Origin of the sequence: Anaerotignum lactatifermentans (assembly GCF_014982935.1) — a bacterium.
Taxonomy (GTDB): domain Bacteria; phylum Bacillota; class Clostridia; order Lachnospirales; family Anaerotignaceae; genus Anaerotignum; species Anaerotignum lactatifermentans.
Genome location: NZ_JADCKK010000009.1, coordinates 1 through 20,754 on the forward strand (window position 1 = coordinate 1; position 20,754 = coordinate 20,754).

22 protein-coding genes and 3 tRNA genes are annotated in these 20,754 nt (G+C 45.4%); 1 reads left to right on the plus strand and 24 read right to left on the minus strand.

Annotation, left to right across the window (positions count from 1 at the left end; translation table 11 throughout):
• Positions 1–151: 151 nt before the first annotated feature.
• The 16 genes from INF29_RS03660 to INF29_RS03735 form a co-directional block, all read right to left on the minus strand.
• Complete coding sequence (locus INF29_RS03660) at positions 152–970, minus strand: histidinol-phosphatase (protein ID WP_193484726.1); 819 nt, start codon at positions 968–970, stop codon at positions 152–154.
• Complete coding sequence (gene hisIE, locus INF29_RS03665) at positions 967–1,617, minus strand: bifunctional phosphoribosyl-AMP cyclohydrolase/phosphoribosyl-ATP diphosphatase HisIE (protein WP_087988946.1); 651 nt, start codon at positions 1,615–1,617, stop codon at positions 967–969. Before hisIE ends, INF29_RS03660 begins: the two co-directional genes overlap by 4 nt.
• A gap of 15 nt (positions 1,618–1,632) precedes the next feature.
• Positions 1,633–2,391: an imidazole glycerol phosphate synthase subunit HisF gene (gene hisF, locus INF29_RS03670; protein WP_193484728.1), complete on the minus strand. Its 759-nt coding sequence runs from the start codon at positions 2,389–2,391 to the stop codon at positions 1,633–1,635.
• Complete coding sequence (gene hisA / locus INF29_RS03675; RefSeq protein WP_193484730.1) at positions 2,388–3,113, minus strand: 1-(5-phosphoribosyl)-5-[(5-phosphoribosylamino)methylideneamino]imidazole-4-carboxamide isomerase; 726 nt, start codon at positions 3,111–3,113, stop codon at positions 2,388–2,390. Before hisA ends, hisF begins: the two co-directional genes overlap by 4 nt.
• A 14-nt stretch (positions 3,114–3,127) precedes the next feature.
• On the minus strand, positions 3,128–3,745 hold the full coding sequence (gene hisH / locus INF29_RS03680) for an imidazole glycerol phosphate synthase subunit HisH (protein ID WP_193484732.1): 618 nt from the start codon (positions 3,743–3,745) through the stop codon (positions 3,128–3,130).
• Positions 3,745–4,332, minus strand: coding sequence for an imidazoleglycerol-phosphate dehydratase HisB (gene hisB / locus INF29_RS03685; protein ID WP_087988950.1), 588 nt, complete (start codon positions 4,330–4,332; stop codon positions 3,745–3,747). The genes hisH and hisB overlap by 1 nt, the downstream gene beginning before the upstream one ends.
• On the minus strand, positions 4,329–5,402 hold the full coding sequence (gene hisC, locus INF29_RS03690; protein WP_193484734.1) for a histidinol-phosphate transaminase: 1,074 nt from the start codon (positions 5,400–5,402) through the stop codon (positions 4,329–4,331). Before hisC ends, hisB begins: the two co-directional genes overlap by 4 nt.
• Entirely contained in the window at positions 5,399–6,682 is a 1,284-nt protein-coding gene (gene hisD / locus INF29_RS03695; RefSeq protein ID WP_193484737.1) for a histidinol dehydrogenase, read from the minus strand. Before hisD ends, hisC begins: the two co-directional genes overlap by 4 nt.
• Before the next feature lie 10 nt (positions 6,683–6,692).
• Positions 6,693–7,331, minus strand: a complete 639-nt coding sequence (gene hisG / locus INF29_RS03700) for an ATP phosphoribosyltransferase (protein WP_191344923.1) — start codon at positions 7,329–7,331, stop codon at positions 6,693–6,695.
• The gene (locus INF29_RS03705) at positions 7,324–8,442 is read right to left on the minus strand and encodes an ATP phosphoribosyltransferase regulatory subunit (protein ID WP_193484741.1); all 1,119 of its coding nucleotides are present in this window, start codon (positions 8,440–8,442) and stop codon (positions 7,324–7,326) included. Before INF29_RS03705 ends, hisG begins: the two co-directional genes overlap by 8 nt.
• A 228-nt stretch (positions 8,443–8,670) precedes the next feature.
• Positions 8,671–9,768 carry an anti-sigma factor family protein gene (locus INF29_RS03710; RefSeq protein ID WP_193484743.1) on the minus strand — a complete coding sequence of 366 codons (1,098 nt, stop codon included), beginning with the start codon at positions 9,766–9,768 and terminating at the stop codon, positions 8,671–8,673.
• Positions 9,765–10,400 carry a sigma-70 family RNA polymerase sigma factor gene (locus tag INF29_RS03715; protein ID WP_193484744.1) on the minus strand — a complete coding sequence of 212 codons (636 nt, stop codon included), beginning with the start codon at positions 10,398–10,400 and terminating at the stop codon, positions 9,765–9,767. Before INF29_RS03715 ends, INF29_RS03710 begins: the two co-directional genes overlap by 4 nt.
• Before the next feature lie 127 nt (positions 10,401–10,527).
• Positions 10,528–10,601: transfer RNA gene (locus INF29_RS03720), tRNA-Pro, on the minus strand.
• A gap of 135 nt (positions 10,602–10,736) precedes the next feature.
• Positions 10,737–10,810 (minus strand) — tRNA-Pro (locus INF29_RS03725).
• Positions 10,811–10,946: 136 nt separating this feature from the next.
• A tRNA-Pro gene (locus INF29_RS03730) sits at positions 10,947–11,020 on the minus strand.
• 124 nt (positions 11,021–11,144) lie between these two features.
• On the minus strand, positions 11,145–11,525 hold the full coding sequence (locus INF29_RS03735) for a RidA family protein (protein WP_022254595.1): 381 nt from the start codon (positions 11,523–11,525) through the stop codon (positions 11,145–11,147).
• Positions 11,526–11,753: 228 nt separating this feature from the next.
• Here INF29_RS03735 and INF29_RS03740 point away from each other — a divergent pair, with 228 nt between their 5' ends.
• Positions 11,754–13,343: a peptide chain release factor 3 gene (locus tag INF29_RS03740; RefSeq protein WP_022364173.1), complete on the plus strand. Its 1,590-nt coding sequence runs from the start codon at positions 11,754–11,756 to the stop codon at positions 13,341–13,343.
• 44 nt (positions 13,344–13,387) lie between these two features.
• Here the strand turns inward: INF29_RS03740 and INF29_RS03745 are convergent, their stop codons facing one another.
• The 8 genes from INF29_RS03745 to INF29_RS03780 form a co-directional block, all read right to left on the minus strand.
• Positions 13,388–13,837, minus strand: coding sequence for a zinc ribbon domain-containing protein (locus tag INF29_RS03745; RefSeq protein ID WP_193484747.1), 450 nt, complete (start codon positions 13,835–13,837; stop codon positions 13,388–13,390).
• Between the two features lie 69 nt (positions 13,838–13,906).
• Positions 13,907–14,947, minus strand: coding sequence for a threonine aldolase family protein (locus INF29_RS03750; protein ID WP_193484749.1), 1,041 nt, complete (start codon positions 14,945–14,947; stop codon positions 13,907–13,909).
• 18 nt (positions 14,948–14,965) lie between these two features.
• Complete coding sequence (locus INF29_RS03755; RefSeq protein ID WP_193484751.1) at positions 14,966–15,403, minus strand: DUF3788 domain-containing protein; 438 nt, start codon at positions 15,401–15,403, stop codon at positions 14,966–14,968.
• Positions 15,404–15,552: 149 nt separating this feature from the next.
• The gene (locus tag INF29_RS03760) at positions 15,553–17,520 is read right to left on the minus strand and encodes a bifunctional 4-hydroxy-3-methylbut-2-enyl diphosphate reductase/30S ribosomal protein S1 (protein WP_193484753.1); all 1,968 of its coding nucleotides are present in this window, start codon (positions 17,518–17,520) and stop codon (positions 15,553–15,555) included.
• Entirely contained in the window at positions 17,517–18,104 is a 588-nt protein-coding gene (locus INF29_RS03765; RefSeq protein ID WP_072850709.1) for a lysophospholipid acyltransferase family protein, read from the minus strand. The genes INF29_RS03760 and INF29_RS03765 overlap by 4 nt, the downstream gene beginning before the upstream one ends.
• 11 nt (positions 18,105–18,115) lie before the next feature.
• Entirely contained in the window at positions 18,116–18,787 is a 672-nt protein-coding gene (gene cmk / locus INF29_RS03770; RefSeq protein WP_072850707.1) for a (d)CMP kinase, read from the minus strand.
• A gap of 14 nt (positions 18,788–18,801) precedes the next feature.
• The gene (locus INF29_RS03775) at positions 18,802–20,040 is read right to left on the minus strand and encodes a BaiN/RdsA family NAD(P)/FAD-dependent oxidoreductase (protein ID WP_072850705.1); all 1,239 of its coding nucleotides are present in this window, start codon (positions 20,038–20,040) and stop codon (positions 18,802–18,804) included.
• A gap of 2 nt (positions 20,041–20,042) precedes the next feature.
• Positions 20,043–20,690, minus strand: a complete 648-nt coding sequence (locus tag INF29_RS03780; RefSeq protein ID WP_087988960.1) for a histidine phosphatase family protein — start codon at positions 20,688–20,690, stop codon at positions 20,043–20,045.
• Positions 20,691–20,754: the final 64 nt, after the last annotated feature.

The window sequence follows — 20,754 nt, forward strand, 5'->3', positions numbered from 1 at the left end:
AGTTTTGGTTCAATTATTTTGATATGTGTGTATTTTCTTTTTGCCATAATAAAAGCCCCCTCATGTAGTTCTATTATCCTACATAAGGGGGCTTTTTGTCATTGTCCGTTTTTACTGGTTCAGTTCAGAAATTTTGTGCTTTTCTATTTTGTCAATCCAAAGGGATTTCCTTCATGCCTTCCGGTGTCCAGATTTTCGCATAGCGGAAACCAAGTTCCCGACAAGCCTGTGCCACCTCTCCAAAGGCAAAACCAATGGAATTACAGTCGTGGCTATCGCTGGAGAGAACAATCTCCCCGCCCCGTTTCTGCAATTCTTTCAGAAGTCCATAGGAGGGATATGGTTCTGTCCGAAGTCCTCGATACATGGCGCCTGTGTTGATTTCGAAAGGCACTCCTGTCCGCAGCAATTCCTCCATAGCTTCCAATGCCAGAAAACGGTAGGCCTTTTCGTCCATATCAAAATACTTGTTTCCTTCGTTGAACTTGGAAATCAAGTCGAAATGCCCGATAATGTCCGGTTTTGTTTTCGCTGCCACCTGGGCTTCCCCTTCAAAGTAAGCAGCGGCATATTTCAGAAAATCCCCACCGAAAAACTCCCGCACAATGGCGTTTGTTTTTTCTTCGGATTCGTCTACAGTGTGGTACAGCCCATCTTTGTACACATAGTGAGTGGAACCAATGACATAATCATAAATGTCTGTAGGTTCTGTGGAAAAACAATCCTGTTCTACACCGGCGTAAACTTCCATTTTTCCGGCATATTCCGCTTTCACAGCAGCCACATCCCGCAGATACTTCTGGATATTCTCTCTGGACATGCAGTAGCTTTCGTCAAAATCCGTATAACCATGACCGGAAAATCCCAGATGGGTAAATCCTTTGTCAAAAGCGGCTTTTGTCATTTCCGCCACCGTATTTTTGCCATCACAATATTTTGTATGGGTATGATAATTGGCTTTTGGTATCATTTTGTCATCTTCTCCTGTTTTACTTTATGGTCGATGATATGACGGGAGGCCAGTTCTTTCCGCACATCTTCCAGAGAAATTCCCGCTTCCACCATCAGTACAAGTACATGATACGCCAGATCCGCAATTTCGTAAATGGTTTCTTTTTTATCTTCTGCCTTTGCAGCAATGATGACTTCTGTGGATTCTTCCCCTACTTTTTTCAAAATCTTGTCCAGACCTTTTTCAAAAAGATATGTGGTGTAGGAACCTTCAGGTTTATCGGCTTTTCTGCCTTCCAGCAGTTCCATGAGCCCGTCAATGGAAAAACCATGGTTTTCTTCACTCTGGTACACTGTTTCATTGAAACAGGATTCTGTACCCAAATGACAGGCAGGACCATCCTTCAGCACTTCCACTGTCAGGGCATCTCTGTCACAGTCGGCGGTGATGCTGACAATATGCTGATAATTGCCGGAAGTTTCTCCTTTCCGCCACAATTCCTGACGGGAACGGGACCAGAAGCAGGTTTTGCCTTCTTTCATGCTGATTTCCAGACTTTCCCGATTCATATAAGCCACTGTCAGGACTTTTTTGCTGAGGGCATCCACCACAACAGCAGGAATCAGCCCTTTTTCGTCAAACTTCAATGTATTCAAATCAAACATACGTCCAATCTCCTTTTATAACCGCATGGGAATGTTTTCTTTCGCCAGACGTTCCTTCAATTCCTTGATATTCACTTCGCCAAAATGGAAAATAGATGCCGCCAGACCTGCATCCACTTTGGGCAGTTCTTTGAACAGTGTCACAAAATCCTCCATAGACCCTGCGCCGCCGGACGCGATGACAGGAACGGAAACGGCATCACATACTGCTTCCAGCATTTCCAAATCAAAGCCTTTTTTCACGCCATCGGTGTCAATACTGTTGACCACCACTTCCCCTGCACCCAATGCCACGCATTTTTTAATCCACTCGATGGCGTCCATACCGGTGTTTTCCCGTCCGCCTTTGGCAAAGACCGTAAATTTACCATCTACCCGTTTCACATCCACAGAAAGAACAACGCACTGGTCACCATATTTCTGTGCCGCTTGTGCGATGAGGTCAGGATTTTTGATGGCACCAGAATTGACGCTGACTTTATCGGCGCCGCATTTCAGTACACGGTCAAAATCCTCCAGCGTATTGATGCCGCCGCCAACAGTCAGGGGAATGAAAATGGTTTCTGCTACTTTTTTCAGAATATCTGTAAAAAGAGCACGTCCTTCCGCTGACGCTGTAATATCGTAAAACACCAGTTCATCGGCGCCGTTATCGCTGTAATATTTCCCCAGTTCAATGGGAGAAGAAACGTCATTCAGCCCTTGAAAATTGACGCCTTTTACCACCCGTCCGTCCTTTACATCCAGACAGGGAATGATGCGTTTTGTAATCATTTGCCTTCCCCCTTTGCCAGTTTTACGGCTTCCGCCAAATCAATATGCCCTGTATACAAGGCTTTGCCCAAAATAGCGCCGTACAGCCCCATTTTTTCCAGAGCCGCCACATCCTCTAAAGAAGAAACGCCGCCAGATGCCACAATATCCATGTGGTATGTTTCGCCTAAGTGACGGTACAATTCCAGATTGGTGCCGGAAAGAAGCCCGTCTTTAGAAATATCTGTGCAAATGATGGTTTTCACGCCCATCTTTTCCAGCTTCTCACAAAAAGCGTCACAGGTCAAAGCGGAAACTTCTGTCCAGCCTTTGATGGCAACCATACCATCTTTGATGTCTACACCAACAGCGATTTTTTCACCGTATTTTGCCACCATATTTTCCAGAAAATCCGGCTGCGTGATAGCCGCTGTACCTAAAATCACACGGTATACGCCCGCATCCAGATATTTCTGAATGGTTTCTTCAGAGCGGATGCCGCCGCCCACTTCTGTTTTCAAGCCGCTTTTTGCCACAATATCCCGAATGGTTTCCAGATTGGGTGTGGTGCCGTCTTTTGCCCCTTCCAGATCCACCAGATGCAAATATTCCGCACCTGCTTTGGCAAAAGACTGTGCCACTGCCGCAGGGTTATCGCTGTAAACGGTTTTCTGGGCATAGTCCCCACGGACCAGCCGCACCGCACAGCCTTCGATCAGATCAATGGCAGGAAAAATAAACATGTGCCTTCCTCCTCTCACAGGTTACAAAATGCTTTCAGTATCTTCAGTCCCACTTCTCCGCTTTTTTCCGGATGGAACTGACAGCCATATACATTGCCTCTTGCCACTGCCGCTGTCAGTTCAGCGCCATATTCCGCTGTGGCTGTCACAAAATCTGTGCAGTCAACTGCCGCAAAAGAATGTACGAAGTACACACAGTCATTTTCTGCCAAGTCCGCAAAAATAGGGGATTTTTCTTTCTCTTTTGGAAAATGCAGTCCATTCCAGCCGATGTGCGGCACTTTCAGCCCTTCACCAATCATAGGCGCAATGGGTCGCACCACGCCGGGAATGAGCTCCAGACCTGCATATTCGCCATATTCATAACTTTTTTCAAAAAGCAGCTGCATCCCCAGACAAATGCCCAGCAAAGGCTTGCCTGCCGCCGCTTCTTTCAGCACCACTTCCGCCATACCGCTTTGCCGCAGTTTTTCCGCCGCGTCCCCAAAAGCGCCAACGCCCGGCAGGATAATGTGGTCGCATTTCTGCAATACAGCAGGGTCATTTGTCACCACTGCTTCTTCTCCGATATATGCCAATGAGCTTTTCAGGGAAAAGAGATTCCCTACGCCATAATCAATGATTCCTACCATTACAGCACCCCTTTTGTTGACGGGATCTCGTCCCGATATTTTTCGTCAATGGAAACTGCCTGTGCCAGCGTTCTGGCAAGGGCTTTGAATGTGCCTTCGATGATGTGATGGCTGTTTCTGCCGGAAAGCTGTTTCACATGGAGCGTCATATTTGCCTTCCGCACAAAAGCAATGAGAAATTCCTCTGTCAGTTCCGTATCGAAGGTGCCCACTTTTTCTGTGGGGATTTCCAGCCCATATTCCAGATGGGCACGACCGGAAAGGTCTACGGCACACAAAATCAATGTTTCATCCATAGGCAGGATGATATGTCCATAACGGCGGATGCCTGCACCATTGCCCAAGGCTTCTGCAAAAGCCATACCCAGACAAATGCCGATATCTTCCACAGAATGATGGTCGTCCACGTCCACATCCCCATGACAGGTCACATCCAAATCAAAACGACCATGTCTGGCAAAAAGGGTCAGCATATGATTGAGAAAGCCGCAGCCTGTATCCACGTTACTTTTACCTGTGCCATCCAGATTCAGGGCAAGGGAAATATCCGTTTCCGCTGTTTTCCGTTCGATTTCACTTCTTCTCATGCTTTTCCTCCTTCCGCCAGCAGTTCTTTTGTTTTTTCCAATAAAACATCCATCTGTTCATCGGTACCGATGGTGATGCGCACAAAGTCTTTGATTTTTTCTTTGCCGAAATACCGTACCAGAACGCCTTTTTTCTTCAAACCAGCATACAAATCTGCGCCGCTGATGGCGTCAGACTTAGCGAAAATAAAGTTTGCCACAGAGTCCAGCACCATAAAGCCCATTTCCCGCAGTTCTTTTGTGGTTCTTTCTCTGGTTGCGGCAATTTTCTTGCAGTTTTCCATATAATAATCATTGCTGTCCACAGCCGCTTCCCCTGCAGCCAATGTGATGCGGTTGATGTTATAGGGGTTTGTGGAGTATTTGATTTTATTCAAGTCCTCAATGATGCCTTTGGAAGCAATGGCAAAGCCCAATCTTGCCCCAGCCATGGAGCGGGATTTGGAAAAGGTCTGCACCACCAGCAAGTTATCGTATTTATGAATCAAATCCACACAGCTGGTACCGCCGAAATCAATATATGCCTCATCAATGATCACCACATGGTTGGGATTGGACTGGATGATTTTTTCGATGTCGTTCTGAGGCAATTCCAGCCCCGTAGGAGCGTTTGGATTGGCAATGACTACCATTGCCTCATTCTTACAGTAATCCGCCGCAGAGATGGTAAAATCCGCCTGTAAGGGCACCTGTTTTGCCTGCACCCCATAGAGGTCAGCATAGACAGGATAAAAGCCGTAACTGATTTCCGGGAACATGGCTCCATGGGTTTCATCACAGAACGCCATGAAAGCAAAATTCAAAATATCATCAGAGCCATTGGAAAGGAAAATATTCTCCGCCGTAACTCCGTAAAGGTCAGCCAGTTTCTGCCGCAGAATTTTTCCTTCCGGGTCTGGATAAAGCTGTAATTTTCCGATTTCTTCCCCATTTATCCTTGCAAACACTTCCGGTGAAGGAGGATACGGAGATTCATTTGTATTCAGTTTTACATACTGCATATCTTGGGGCTGTTCCCCAGGGGTATATGCTTCCAAACCCGCAAAACGGGCGCTTAAAAATCTGCTCATAACGTTCCTCCTTTTTCCAGGCGTACCGAAACAGATTTTCCGTGTGCCTGCAAACCCTCTTCTTCTGCAAAACGCACGATTTTTTCGCCCACCTGTTCCAGCGCCTGTTGGGTATAGTATGTAAAAGAGGATTTCTTGATAAAATCATCTACGGACAAAGGGGAAGAAAAACGAGCTGTACCGCTGGTAGGCAGGGTATGGTTTGGTCCTGCAAAATAGTCCCCCAAGGCTTCCGGTGCGTGTTTCCCAAGGAAAATAGAACCAGCATGGCGAATCTGTGCCAGATAGGCAAAAGGATTATCCACACAGACTTCCAGATGTTCAGGAGCGATTTCATTAGAAATTTCCACTGCCTGTGTCATGGATTCCGCCAAAATGATTTTGCTGCAATTATCAATGGATGCTCTGGCGATTTCTGCCCGAGGAAGCAGAGGAATCTGCCGTTCCAGTTCCGCAGAAACGGCATCTGCCAATCTTGTACTGTCTGTTACCAGTACAGCGCTTGCCATGGTGTCATGTTCTGCCTGAGAAAGCATATCCGCCGCAACAATCTCCGCATCACAGGTATCATCCCCCAGAATCAGGATTTCGCTGGGACCTGCAATCATATCAATGGAAACCCGACCAAAAACCTGTTTTTTGGCTTCTGCCACAAAGGCATTGCCAGGTCCTACAATCTTATCCACACGAGGCACACTTTCTGTACCATAAGCCAATGCACCAACAGCCTGTGCGCCGCCGATTTTAAAGATACGGTCTACGCCAGCAATTTCTGCTGCAACTAAAATCACCGGGTTGATTTTACCGCCTTTAGCTGGAGTGGTCATGATGATTTCTCTTACACCTGCAATTTTTGCCGGAATGGTGTCCATCAAAACCGTAGACGGGTAGCATGCTGTACCGCCAGGTACGTAAATACCGGCTCTGTCCAAGGGAATGATTTTCTGTCCCAGCACTACGCCGTCTTTTTCCGTGATCACAAAGTCTGTCCGTTTCTGTTTTTCATGGAAAGCACGAATGTTTGCTGCCGCTTCTTTCAAAATGGCAATGAGTTCTGGGTCTACTGCTGCCATCGCAGCCGCTCGTTCTTCTGCGGACACTTCCAGCACATCCAGTTTTGCACCGTCAAAGCGTTCACAGTAACGCCGCAGGGCTTCATCGCCATTTTTTCTTACATCTGCCAAAATTTCCGCTACCGCATCTGCCACATCTGTTTTTTCTTCTGTTCTATGAAAAATATCGTCAATAGATATTTCTGCATAACGATACTGTTTAATCATTTGTACCACCTCATTTTGCTTTCTCTCGAAGTTCTTCTATTTTTTCACACATTTTCCGTACCCGTTCATAATTGAACTGGTAGCTGGCTTTATTGGCAATAAGCCTTGCACTAATGGGCACGATATCCTCCAAAGGCTCCAGATTATTTTCTTTTAGCGTCGTGCCCGTTTCCACAATATCCACAATCACATCTGACATATGGAGAATCGGTGCAATTTCGATGGAGCCATGAAGCTTGATGATTTCAATTTCCATACTCTGTCTGCGGAAATACTCCCTTGCGATATTGGGGAATTTCGTTGCGACACGGAGGGTCTTGTCTGTGGTAAGTCTTGTGCCTTTGATGCCTGCCACTGCCATACGGCATTTGCCAATACCCAAATCCAACAGTTCATAAACATCAGACCCTTGTTCCAGCAAAATATCTTTGCCTACTATACCCACATCAGCAGCGCCCCGTTCCACATACACAGCAACGTCAGAAGGCTTTACCCAGAAATACCGCACATGGTTTTCCTCATTTTCAAAAATCAATTTTCGGTTCTGTTCCCGAATGGAGGGGCAGCCAAAGCCAATGCCTTCCAAAATATCATAGGCTTTTTCCCCCAACCTGCCTTTGGGCAACGCAATATTCAAATACTCAGCCAATGACTTCCACCCCACTTTCACTCAACCGGCATAGCTGTTTGTATTTCAGTCTGCCGTCATCCTGTTTCTGCACTGCCACAGAAAGCCCCATGCTCTGAAGCATCTGCACTGCCCGCAGCTTTCCAATGGTATCGGTATTTTCGTCACACAACAGCAATGCATCTACGTCATAAGACTTTTCTTCTTCCCCATAACGTTCCAGCATATCCATATAAACAGCAAATCCCAGTGCGTCGGCATTCTTACCGCATTTATGCACCAAATTGTCATATCTGCCGCCGGAAAGCACCCCTGTAGGGATACCATCCACAAATCCTTGGAAGATAATGCCGTTGTAATAATCCATATCGTTGACAATGGAGAAATCCAGATGGATGCCATGGTCATACACGCAGGCTTTCAAGTTTGCATAGAGCCGTTCCAGTTCTCCAATGGCTTGTTCTACTTTTTCATTGCCGCAAAGGGCTTTTGCTTTTGGCAGGATTTCTGCCAGACTGCCATGGAGGGATGCCAATGTCTGCAAACGCCTTGTAAGTTCTTCAGAAACACCGTTTTCCTTGCAAATCTGTGCAATGCCATGGGCATTTTTTTCACCGATGCAGACCAGAATTTTCTCCTGCTGGGAAGGCGGAAGGGCTGTTTCTTCCAATAATCCCTGTACAAAGCCCATGTGAGAAATATTCAGCACACTGCGGCTGGAAATGCTGTCCAAACTTTTCTTTGCCAGCAGCACCACTTCACTGACAGCGTAATCATCCACTTCGCCAATATATTCCAGTCCCACCTGCATAATTTCTTTATATTCTCCGTCGTCTTTTCTGGCACGGTATACATTTTCGTTGTAATATACTCTCTCAGGGCAGTCGTAATTGCCCTTTGTATGCTTTACAATAGATAATGTCACGTCAGGTTTCAATGCAAGCAAATGCCCCTGTAACCCCTGAAACGTGATGATATTTTTCGTTGTTAAAAAACTTCTGTTTTCTGCATAAAAATCATATTCTTCAAACTTGCTCATTTTGAATTTACGATAGCCGTACTGTTCAAAGAGCGCCCGCAGACGAAACACCGTCTGTTCTTCTTTTTTCAATAATCCATCCCAATCAGTCATAAGGCACCTCCCATATGCTTTTCTTCATATTAAGCCAGTTTAGCACTTTAGTCAAGTAGATTATTAAAGTTTGGTATGTATATACAAATTGCTAAGTTTTTATTCAGATATTTATACAAATTGTATAAGATTTTGTACAATCCTTTCTTTCTCTATTGAAACAAAATAATAGACAATAAAAAAAACCGGAATCCAACACATCTGTTGGTTCCGGTTTTTCTGATCCGCTTATTTTTTGGTTTCTACACAAACAACCTTCACATCAATCTTTGTTTCCGCGGTGCTTTCGCTGACTTCTGTTTCAGGCAGTGTACCGATTTCGGATAATTCATCCAAAAATGTCTGCTTCTGATTTTCTTTCATGGTCACTGTGATGGAAGATTCTGTTGCTTCTTTTTCTGTCAATTCCATTTCTGTGATAATGGTACGGATGCCATCCATAGCTTCCTTGACATCATTTACCTGCAAGGAAACCTGTTCCGGCATCTGCATATCGCTGGCACGTACAACAACTGGCTGACCAGATTCTGCTGTTCCAGCGCCTGCTGCGTCGTCTGACATGGTATTCATGGAATATGCTCCCACCAAAGGCTGATCTGCTGCCTCTGCCTGTGGCTGATTTGCTGTAGATTCTGGCACAGCGGCTTCTTCCTGCACACTCTGTACAGGTGCTTTCTGTTCGCTGTCTGCCGGTTTTGTCGTTTCTGTAGTGGTTGTTGTTTTTGGTGTCGTCGTAGAGATTTTCGGCTGAACTGTCGTCTGTTTGGGTTCTGCGGATACAGTGCCTGTAGTTTCTTCCACCACTGCATCCTGCAATGTTTCTGTTGTTTCGTCAGCCGTACTGTTGTCTGCTGTGATTGTTTCTTCTGTTCCATAACCGGATGCCTCCGGTGTATTTTTTGCCTCCTGAATGATGGCTTCCTGCGGTGCCCGCAGCTGCTGAATGCCCTGGATTCCGCCTGCCGCTGCCACCAGTACCACCGCTGCGGCAACCAGACCGAAATTCTTCCAGTTTTTCCGACGTTTTTGAGGGAACGGTACCACCTTACCTGTTTCCTGTTTTTCTGTCTGATCTATAGAAGCATCTGAAACTTTCGCCAAGTTTTCTTTTGCGATTTTTCCCATTAATTCTTCATGATAGCCTTCCGGCAAAGCAGCTTCGGGAAGGGTATGCAGGCTTTCCAGCATTTGTTTGACCATTTTTGCTTCGGCTGCGCATTCCGGGCAGCTTTCCAGATGTTTTTCCAGTTCTGCCGCTTCTTCCGCAGTAAGTGTGCCGTCGTAATAATCCCAGAATTTCTCCTGATACTGGCTACATTTCATCATGTCCTTCCCTCCTTTCTGCTTTTTTGACGTAAGTCATTTGATTTTCGTTCCCTAATTTTTAAAATTTCTTCCTTTAATTGTATTCTGGCTCGGGAAATGCGTGATTTTACGGTTCCCAGCGCTGTATCTGTCATTTCTGCAATTTCTTCATAAGAAAAGCCACGGATATCCCGCAGCACAATGGCTGTTTTATGTTCTGGCGACAAAGTTCCCAGCGCCCGAAGGACTTCACTCTGCCCTTCCTTACGCATCAGGCTTTCTTCCGGTGTTTCTCCTGTATCGGCAAACTGTTTTTGATAGCTGCCTTCCGTATCCTCGATTTCCGCTTCCAAAGAATAGGTTTGTTTTCCTTTCCGGCGACGCATTTCATCAATGCAGGTATTGACGGCAATGCGATAAATCCAGGTGGAAAAAGCAGATTTTTCGTCGAATTTTGACAGATTGCGATAAACCTTCAAAAAAACTTCCTGGGAAAGGTCTTTCACATCTTCACCAGGACCCATCATACGAAGGACGATGTTAAAAACGATTTTCTCATGCTGCAAAAGCAACTGTTCAAATGCCTGCATATCCCCATTTTTCGCGCGGGATACCAATGCGCTGCTTTCTACGGCATCGTTCTTTTTCTCCACATACTCACCCCAATTCGTGGTTGTTACCTTAAAATATTCTTTCTCCATTGTACCGTGAAAATTCTTTTTTGAAAAGAAAAAAACTCGCCAAAACATTGCAGACAACGTTTTAACGAGTTTCAAAAAGTCGAGGCGACAAGATTTGAACTTGCGACCTCTACATCCCTAATGTAGCGCTCTACCAAGCTGAGCCACGCCTCGACGACTTGTTTATCTTACTATATTTTGTTTCATTTGTCAACTTCTTTTTTCGTTTCTTTTGGGAAACATTTCCTTTGAAGCTGCTTTGGAAAAAAGAACCGAAAATGCCGTTTCCGACATTTCCGGTCTGTCCAATCGAGGCGACAAGATTTGAACTTGCGACCTCTACATCCCTAATGTAGCGCTCTACCAAGCTGAGCCACGCCTCGACGACTTCTCTATCTTACTATATTTCATTTCGTTTGTCAACTTCTTTTTTTGTTTCTTTTTGGAAACAATTTCTTTGAAGCTGTTTTGGAAAAAAGAACCGAAAATATCGTTTCTGACATTTTCGGTTCTGTCTAATCGAGGCGACAAGATTTGAACTTGCGACCTCTACATCCCTAATGTAGCGCTCTACCAAGCTGAGCCACGCCTCGACGACCTTTTCTATCTTACTACATTTTTTACATATGTCAACAATTTTTTGCAATTTTTTTGAAAAAAGTTGGGACAGACTGGAAAGCCTGTCCCACTTTCACTTGCAAAAATCAGATGCAACAATTATTTCTTTGTTACAGCCAGGATTTCTACTTCACACAGAACGTTCTTAGGCAGTGTTTTTACTGCTACGCAAGAACGAGCGGGTTTGCCTGTGAAGTATTTAGCGTATACTTCGTTGAATGTAGCGAAGTCGCCCATGTCAGCCAGGAAGCATGTTGTTTTAACAACGTCTGTATATGTCAGACCGTTTACTTCCAGAATAGCGCCAATGTTTTTCATAACCTGTTCTGTCTGATCAACGATGCCTTCTGCTACAACATCGCCTACTTCAGGGTTGATGGGAACCTGACCGGAAGCGAACAGGAAACCATTTACTTCGATAGCCTGAGAGTAAGGGCCGATAGCTGCGGGTGCTTTGTCTGTGCTTGTTACTTTGAACATAATAGATAACCTCCATATTTTTGCATAGTATTTTATTTATCTTTATTGTAGTCCAAAGACATTATACAGTCAATGTATTTCGTATCAGATACAGCATTTTTTACTTTTTGTATGAAATTCTGCAATTTTTTATTCCCTTTTTGTCTGGTTTCGGTTAAAATAGAAATGTTATGGATACAAAAAGCAACAACTTTTCAATATAGATTTTGGACAGAAAGGAAAATGAACATGAGTAATCTGGAAGCCATTCAAAAACGGCGTATTTTCGGTATCATCTCTCACCCCGACGCAGGTAAGACCACACTGACAGAAAAACTGCTGCTTCACGGCGGCGCTATTCGAGAAGCCGGCACCGTAAAAGCAAGAAGAAACGCAAAATTCGCGAAAAGTGACTGGATGGAAATCGAAAAACAGAGAGGGATTTCTGTTACTTCTTCCGTTATGCAGTTCGAGTATGACGGTAAAGTGGTATCCATCATGGATACACCCGGTCATAATGACTTCGGCGAAGACACTTATCGTATTCTGACATCTGTAGACAGTGCTGTCATGGTTATCGACGCGGCAAAAGGTGTGGAAGCACAGACTGTAAAGCTGTTCAAAGTTTGCAGCATGCGTGAAATTCCCATCTTTACATTCATCAACAAATTAGACCGTCAGTCCAAAGATCCCTTGGATTGTATGGCTGACCTGGAAGACGCGCTGGGACTGCCCTCCACAGCCGTGACATGGCCCATCGGCAACGGTTTGACATTTGAAGGCATCTATGACCGTCTGGAAAACAAAGTATATCTCTACAAACAGAAAGACGGCGTTGTAGAATTGGGTGCCAACGGTGTATTCGGCGATACACTGGAAGGCGTTATTTCCGATGCCAACCTGGATATTTTAAGAGGTGAAATGGAACTGCTGGACGGCGCAGGCAACCCCTTTGACCTGCAGGCAATCAAAGAAGGGAAGCTTTCTCCCGTATTCTTCGGTTCCGCGCTGGCTGACTTCGGTATCACACCATTCCTGAAACACTTCCTGGAATGGTCTCCCGCTCCCGGTCCCAGAAAAACCACAACCGGCGAAGTAAAACCCACAGACGAATTCTTCAGTGGTTTTATTTTCAAAATTCAGGCAAACATGAACCCTGCCCATCGTGACAGACTGGCGTTCCTGCGTATCTGCTCCGGTACCTTCAACCGTGGTATGAATGTTACCCTGTCCCGTACAGGCAAACAGATGAAACTGAGCCAGTCCACTCATCTGATGGCAAACGACCGTGAAACCGTAGAAACAGCCATTGCAGGGGACATCATCGGTATTTACGACAGCGGTAACTATCAGATCGGCGATACCATCACCGACCGTAAAGAAAAACTGTTCTTTGAACCACTGCCTACCTTCCCTCCCGAACTGTTCTGCCGTGTGCATCCTGTGAACTCTCTGAAAGCAAAACAGTTCCAGAAAGGCGTACAGCAGCTGGCACAGGAAGGTGCTATCCAGGTATACCACAACGAATTCAACGACGTTATTCTGGGTGCTGTTGGTCAGCTGCAGTTTGAAGTATTCGAATATCGTCTGAAAAACGAATACAACTCCGAAATCCGTATGGAACCTCTGGACTACAGCGTAGCCCGTTGGGTAGCACCCGGTTCCCCTAAGGATGTCAAAGATTATGTGGTAGCCAGAAGCACACTGGTATATGACCACTTTGAACGTCCTATCCTGCTCTTTGCAAACCAGTACACACTGAACAACTTCATGCAGAAGAACCCCGAAGTGAAACTAGTAGAAGCGCTGGACGTAGACGATACAGAATATCAGGGTTAAACACAAAAAACCAGAAAGAATCGAAAAGATTCTCTCTGGTTTTTTTATTTTTTCCAATGTTTCAGTTGAGGTAATTGTTTTTGCATCATGTCCCTTAGCTGCTGTTCCGTTGTTTCCGGAAACTGTTCCTGCAATATAGGGACACAGCGATCCATGAGTTCCTCCATGGAAGTATAGGTAAACTTTCCGTCCGTATAACACCATTTGCAGTAGTCTTCATTGAAACTGCCGTCCTTTTCCTGACTGAGCAATCCATCATCATCCAAAGGCATACCGCAGCACTGACAAAACAGTCTTTGGGGCATCCCTAAAAGTGTGTTGATGGACACATGAAATTCTTTGGAAATGAGTTTCAATGTTTCCGCATTTGGAATGGTTTCTCCCGTTTCCCAGCGACTCACTGCCTGTCTGGTAACCAGCAGACGCTTTGCCATTTCTTCCTGGGTCAGCTCATGGACTTTTCGTAATTGCAGCAATACTTCTTTCGTTTCCATCCAGCCACATCCTTTCTGTGACTTGATTGTACCCGATTTTGCTGTCTTTGGAAAGCAACTTGCTGTTGCTTATGCGCCAAAAGCACGGATATCTGCCAAAAGCTGTTCTACATTTTCCGCATCTGTCGCCCAGCTGGTGCAGAAACGAACAGAGGTATGATCTTCATCCACTTTCTGCCATGTATAGAAAGCATATTTCTTCCGCAGTTCAACTACCAATTCGTTCGGCAGAATAGGGAACTGCTGATTGGTATAGGACTCATACTGCATTGCAAAACCTTTTTCCTCGCACGCCTTGCGAATCTTCATAGCCAGATCCACAGCGTGTTTGGAAATTTCGAAATAAAGACCGTCTGTGAAAAGGGTTTCGAACTGGATACCCAGCAATCTGCCTTTTGCCAGCATACCGCCGCGCTGTTTGATGATATAACGGAAATCCTGACGATACGCAGGATTTGCAATCACAACTGCTTCGCCAAAAAGTGCCCCTACTTTTGTGCCGCCAATATAGAAAATATCACTCAGTTCTGCCAAGTCTTTCAGTGTCACATCATTGGTAGGTGCTGCCATGCCATAGCCCAGTCTTGCACCGTCCACATACAAAGGCAGTCCGCATTTCAGACATGTTTCATGCAGTGCTGTCAGCTCTGCCTTGGAATACAGAGTCCCATTCTCTGTAGGCTGGGAAATATATACCATACCGGGCTGCACAATATGTTCTCTGGATTCATCACGCCAATGGGCATCATAAGCTTCCTGCACCTGTTCCGCAGTGATCTTGCCATCTGCACTAGGCATTGCCAACACTTTGTGTCCTGTGGCTTCAATGGCGCCAGTTTCATGTACATTCACATGACCGGAAACAGCGCAAAGCACGCCCTGATGGGGACGCAGTACGGACGCAATCACAGTCAAGTTTGTCTGAGTGCCGCCCACCAAAAAATGTACATCCAGGTCATCGTTTCCACAAGCCTGACGAATGAGTTCACGGGCATGATCGCTGTAAACGTCTTCGCTGTAGCCTGCTGTCTGTTCCAGATTGGTACGCATCATATTTTCCAAAATCTTCTGATGTGCCCCTTCCGCATAATCACATTCAAAACGTATCACAATACATCTTTCCTTCCTTTATGCTTTCTTTTTCTTTCCTCTGCAACGCAGTTCGATCAAATTCTTCACATCTTCCAGCACTTCTTCGTCCTGTACCTTTGCCAACAACAATTTTCCGCCGTTAAACAAATCAGTTTTTTCAAAAAGATGCTGAATATACTCGCTGCAATCTTTCATCAGTTCTTCCGCTTCTGCCAGCTCCTTATGTCCGATGCTGACCATACACATAAAATATCCTTCCATGGGATACATGGAACAAATGGCACGCACGCCTTTGCGATATCTAATGCTCCAACCTTCCTGCATGCTGCATGTGCTGTAATCGTATTGCGGCTGGATATGAAAAGTCTCTTCAATATAGCTGCGCAACGTCTGCCAATGTGGGCTGTTGATGAATGCTGCCATTTCTGCAGGCTGCGGCTGATGCTCTCTGCTAAATGCCGCTCTCCAGTCCATGTGGTTTCCTCCTTTGGGTATGTACCTTTGTCTTTCCTTTCACAATTCTATGCAAAAACAAATGGATAAAACCTTGTAGCAACTACAATGTTCTATCCATTTGAATGATTCTGTATAAATGACCTAGTCTTTAGGTTAGAAAACAGAAATTATTCTTCTGTAGCTGCTTCTTCTGCGGGAGCTTCTTCTACAGGAGCATCTGCCTGTCTCTTGGAAAGGCTGATTTTCTTCTGTTCGGGGTTCACTTCCAGAACTTTCACGTTGATGATTTCGCCAACCTTCAGTTCATCTTCAGGTTTTACAACGTGTTTGTTCGCAATCTGAGAGATGTGTACCAGACCGTCTACGCCGGGTTCCAGTTCAACGAATGCACCGAAAGGTACCATACGTACAACTTTACCTTCAACGATGGAGCCAACTGCATATTTTTCAGCAGCCAGTTTCCAAGGGTTCTTGTCTGCATCTTTCAGGGACAGGCTGATTTTGCCTTTTTCTTTATCTACGTCCAGAACGAATACTTCTACTTCCTGACCTTCTTTCAGAACTTCTTTGGGGTTGGAGATTCTGCCCCAGCTCATTTCGGAAATGTGGATCAGACCGTCTACGCCGCCCAGATCAACAAATGCGCCGAAATCTGTCAGTCTGCTTACTGTACCGTTTACTCTGGAACCAGCCTGGATTGTTTCAAACAGAGCTGCGCGTTTTGCTGCGATTTCCTGTTCTACCAGTGCTTTTCTGCCGCCGATGAAACGACGTTTTACTCTGTCAACTTCGATAATGTTGAATTCCAATTCCTGACCATTGAATACGCTCAGGTCTTCGATAAATCTATTAGAAACCTGAGAAGAAGGAATGAATACGTTTACGCCGTTGACAACTGCGATCAGACCGCCTTTTACAACGTTTGTAACTGTACCTGTTACAACTGCTTTGTCGTTGTAAGCAGCTTCGATTTCTTCGATGCCCTTCTGAGCTTCGATACGTTTTCTGGAAAGCATAACATTGCCGTCGCCATCGTTTACGCGTACTACGAATACTTCGATTTCATCTCCAGGCTGAACTGTTTTGCTGGGAATCACTGTAGGGTCACTGCTGAATTCGCCTCTTGCGATGATACCATCGGATTTGAAGCCCAGGTTCACGGATACTTCTTCGTTTACAACCTGAATAACAGTGCCTTTTACCACGTCACCTGTGTGCAGGGTAACGAGGGATTCTTCTAACATCTGTTCGAATGTCGCTTCCTCACTTCCTCCTAAATTTTGTACTGCATTTTCTAATGCTTCGCTCATAGTAACAACTACCTCCTTAATTATTGCAGGCGGTGTAGACGCACCTGCAGTTATACCTATTTTATCATCTTTTCCGAAATTATTCAACACCAAATCACAAATTGTTTCAATATGTACGGTATTTCCACAATTTTTTGCACAAATTTCCACAAGCTTCTGAGTGTTAGAACTGTTTTTGCCGCCAATGACAATCATCTTATCTACGGTTTTGGACAGTTCTTCTGCTTCTGTCTGCCGTTTTTCCGTTGCGGAACAGATGGTGTTATGGACTTCCATATTTACACCTCTGTCCTGCAAAATTTCCAGAATCTTGTCGAATTTTGCCTGACGGAATGTGGTCTGCACCACAACGGCGTATTTTTCTTTTTCAGGGATTTCCTTTGTTTTTGCCGCTTCTTCATCTTCCAGAATCACAGCTGCATTTTCACACCAGCCATTGATGCCGATAACTTCAGGATGAGTGCCGTCACCAACGATGATGATGCCCAGGCCTTCTGCCAGTTTATCATGAACGATATTATGGATTTTTTTCACAAAAGGACAGGTACCATCCAGAATTTTCAGCCCCTTTACTTCCGTTTCATCATACAAAGCTTTGCCAACGCCATGGGAACGAATCAAAAGAGTGCCTTCTGTCAGCCCATCCAGATTTTCTACAATTTGCAATCCTTTGGATGCCAAGTCGTCTGTTACGGTTTTATTATGAATCAGCTGTCCATAGGAATATAGCTTTGGTTCCACGCCAATGGCTTCATATGCCATTTCAATGGCACGTTTTACGCCAAAACAAAAACCTGCGGATTCTGCCACACGAATGTTGCTCATACTTCCACCCTCATTTCTCTTACTTTTTCCATGACTTTTTCCGTGATTTCTTCCATCATTTCCGTTGTCACTTTCTGCCCCTTGTATTCATCCAGATAAATGGGCTCGCCATAACGGATATGGACGATGGAACGGAATTTATACTTACTGCTGATGCAGATAGGAACAATAGGTGCTTCCCCTTTCAGCGCAAACAAAGCAACACCAGCTTTTGCCGCCTTGGCTTCCCCTTCTTTCACGCGGGTGCCTTCTGCAAAAATCCCCAGTGCTTCCCCGTTTTTCAGCAATTTGATCGCTGTTTTCAGAGCCTTCATATCTGTAGTCTGACGGTCTACAGGAAAAGCGCCCAGAGAGGACAGCAGTTTTGCAGACCATCTTTTTTCAAACAGTTCTTTTTTGGCAATATACCGCACGGGACGTTTCACAAATGCCGCCATGGTAGTGGGGTCCAGATTGCTCATGTGGTTACAGCAAAGAACCACGCCGCCTTCTGTTGGGATATGTTCTTCCCCCTGAATGTCCATACGGAACATAAATTTATAATAGATTTTTACCAAACCTCTTGCAAATGTATAAAATGACATATCTTTTCACCTCATTTTGTTTTTTCGGCAATGAGCGCCAGCAGTTTCTCTGTCACCGCAGGAATATCCAATCCTGTGGTATCTACATTCACCGCGTCTTCTGCCCGGCAAAGAGGGCTGTTTTCCCGGTGCATGTCCTGATAATCCCGCTGGGCGATTTCTTCCCGGATGGTTTCCAAGTCAGCAGTTTTGCCCTGCGCTTCCAGTTCCCCCACACGGCGTTTCGCTCTCTCTTCCACACTGGCATCCAGATAAATCTTCACTTCCGCATCGGGCAGAACCTTTGTGCCAATATCACGACCATCCATGATGACAGACTGTTCCTTTGCCAATCCCTGCTGGATTTCCACCAGTTTTTCACGGACTTTCTGATAAGCCGCTACACTGGAAGCTGCCTTGCCGATTTCTTCTGTACGGATACGGGAAGTGATGTCCTCCCCATCCAGCAAAATACGCTGTCCGCCAGCTTCCGGAAAAATCTTCATATCCAGACTGTCCAGAGAAGCCACAACAGCGTCTTCATCGGCAGGATTGATGCCTTTTTTCAGACAAGCCATGCCGACGGTGCGATACATAGCGCCTGTATCGATATATAAAATGCCCAATGCCTTCGCAATTTCCTTTGCTACAGTGCTTTTGCCGGAGCCTGCAGGTCCATCTACTGCCACTGCAAATTTTTTCATGTTGTTCTGCCTCCTTATACTTCCTCACAAACGCTGTCCCCAGCCGTATAGCCTGTGGAGAAAGCAATCTGCAGATTAAATCCCCCTGTGTATGCGTCTACGTCCAGCACTTCCCCTGCAAAATACAGGTTTTTCACCAGTTTGCTTTCCATGGTGGAAGGATCAATCTCATCCACACAAATACCGCCGCTGGTGACAACAGCTTCGTTATACCCTGTCACACCAATGATGGTCAAAGGCAGTGCTTTCAGCAAATGCAAAAGCTGTTTTCGTTCTTCCTTGGTGATGCCGTTCACCTTTTTCTCCGGATCAATGCCGGAAAGAGAAATGATGACCGGAATCAGTTTCTGAGGCAGCAAATCCCCTAAAGCGTTGCGAAAATCTTTGTTGCTGTATTTTTCAAAATCCCGCAGCAGACGATGATCCAGCTGTTTTTCATCCAGCGCGGGTTTCAAATCAATATAGAGATGGAATCCTTTTTCTGTATCTGTCAAAATATGGCGGCTGGCACTCAAAATCACCGGACCTGACACGCCAAAATGGGTAAAGAGCATTTCCCCGAAATCTTCGTAAACGGTTTTGCCTTTTTCATTACAGATACGAATGGCAATATTTCTGAGGCTCAGACCCATCAGTTCCTGACACCAGCTTTCCGCTGTTTTCAAAGGAACCAGAGAAGGATACAGCTTGGTGACTGTATGCCCTGCGGCTTTTGCCATGCGGTAACCATCCCCTGTAGAACCAGTATTGGGATAAGAAAGTCCCCCTGTTGTCACAATAACAGCGTCAAAAGGCAATTCTTTCTGGTTTTTCAGACGAATCCCTGTGACTTTGCCCTCTTTCATGACCACATGTTCCACCTGACTTTCCAGATGAAGGGCAACTTTATTCTGCCGCATATATTTTTCCAAAGCCTGTACCACGTCCAAAGAACGGTCTGTCACAGGAAATACCCGGTTGCCCCGTTCCACTTTTGTTTCCAGTCCCATGTCCAGCAAAAGCTGACGCAGTGCCTGATTGTCAAAACGATAAAATGCGCTGTACATGAAATAAGGATTGCCGGGGATGTTATCCAGAAAGGCATCCAGATCCCCGTCATTTGTTACATTACAGCGACCTTTGCCGGTAATGAGTATTTTCTTGCCTAAACGATTATTCTTTTCAAACAAATGGACTTCATGCCCCCGCTGTGCTGCACGGCCTGCTGCCAGCATACCAGCAGCGCCGCCGCCAATGACTGCGATCTTTGCCATAATCATTCCCCTTTTTTGAATAAATCTGCCATTTCCAGATGGGCTTTGTCATTGAGTGTCATGAGGATACGTCTGCCGTCTTCCATGACATCCACTGTGGTGATGGATGTATTTGTCATCCAAGTTTTGCGGTAGAAATTCACATCCATGCCCATAATGGCTACCAACATAACACGAAGCAGACCGCCGTGGGACACAATGGCAACATGTTTGCCTCTGTTTTCTTCCAGAACCGCTTCAAAGCCTTCCACAGCACGTTTTGTTACATTGGCAAAAGAGCCTTCACCGGGGAACGGATGTGCAAAGGGATTTTCATAGAAATCCATATATGCCTGTCCATAAGCTTCCTTCAGTTCAGGAATGCTCATGCCTTCCCACGCACCAAAGTTGATTTCTTTAAAATGTTCATCCACAATGGGTGTAATGCCTGTTTCTCTGCCGATGGTCTGGGCTGTGACCAATGCGCGCTTCAGGGGAGAAGCGTAAATCTTGTCCAAAGGCAGATAACGGAAACGCTTTGCCACCAGTTCTGCCTGTGCCAGACCTTCTTCGGACAATTCAATATCTGTAGAACCCTGATACCGTCCCTGACGGTTCCACAATGTTTCCCCGTGACGGATCAGATAAAATCTTGTTTTCTGTTCGCTCATAATTCAGCCTTCCTTTATGATGTACTCTAAACTTAAATTATATGGGAAAATCGCTGGACTTTCA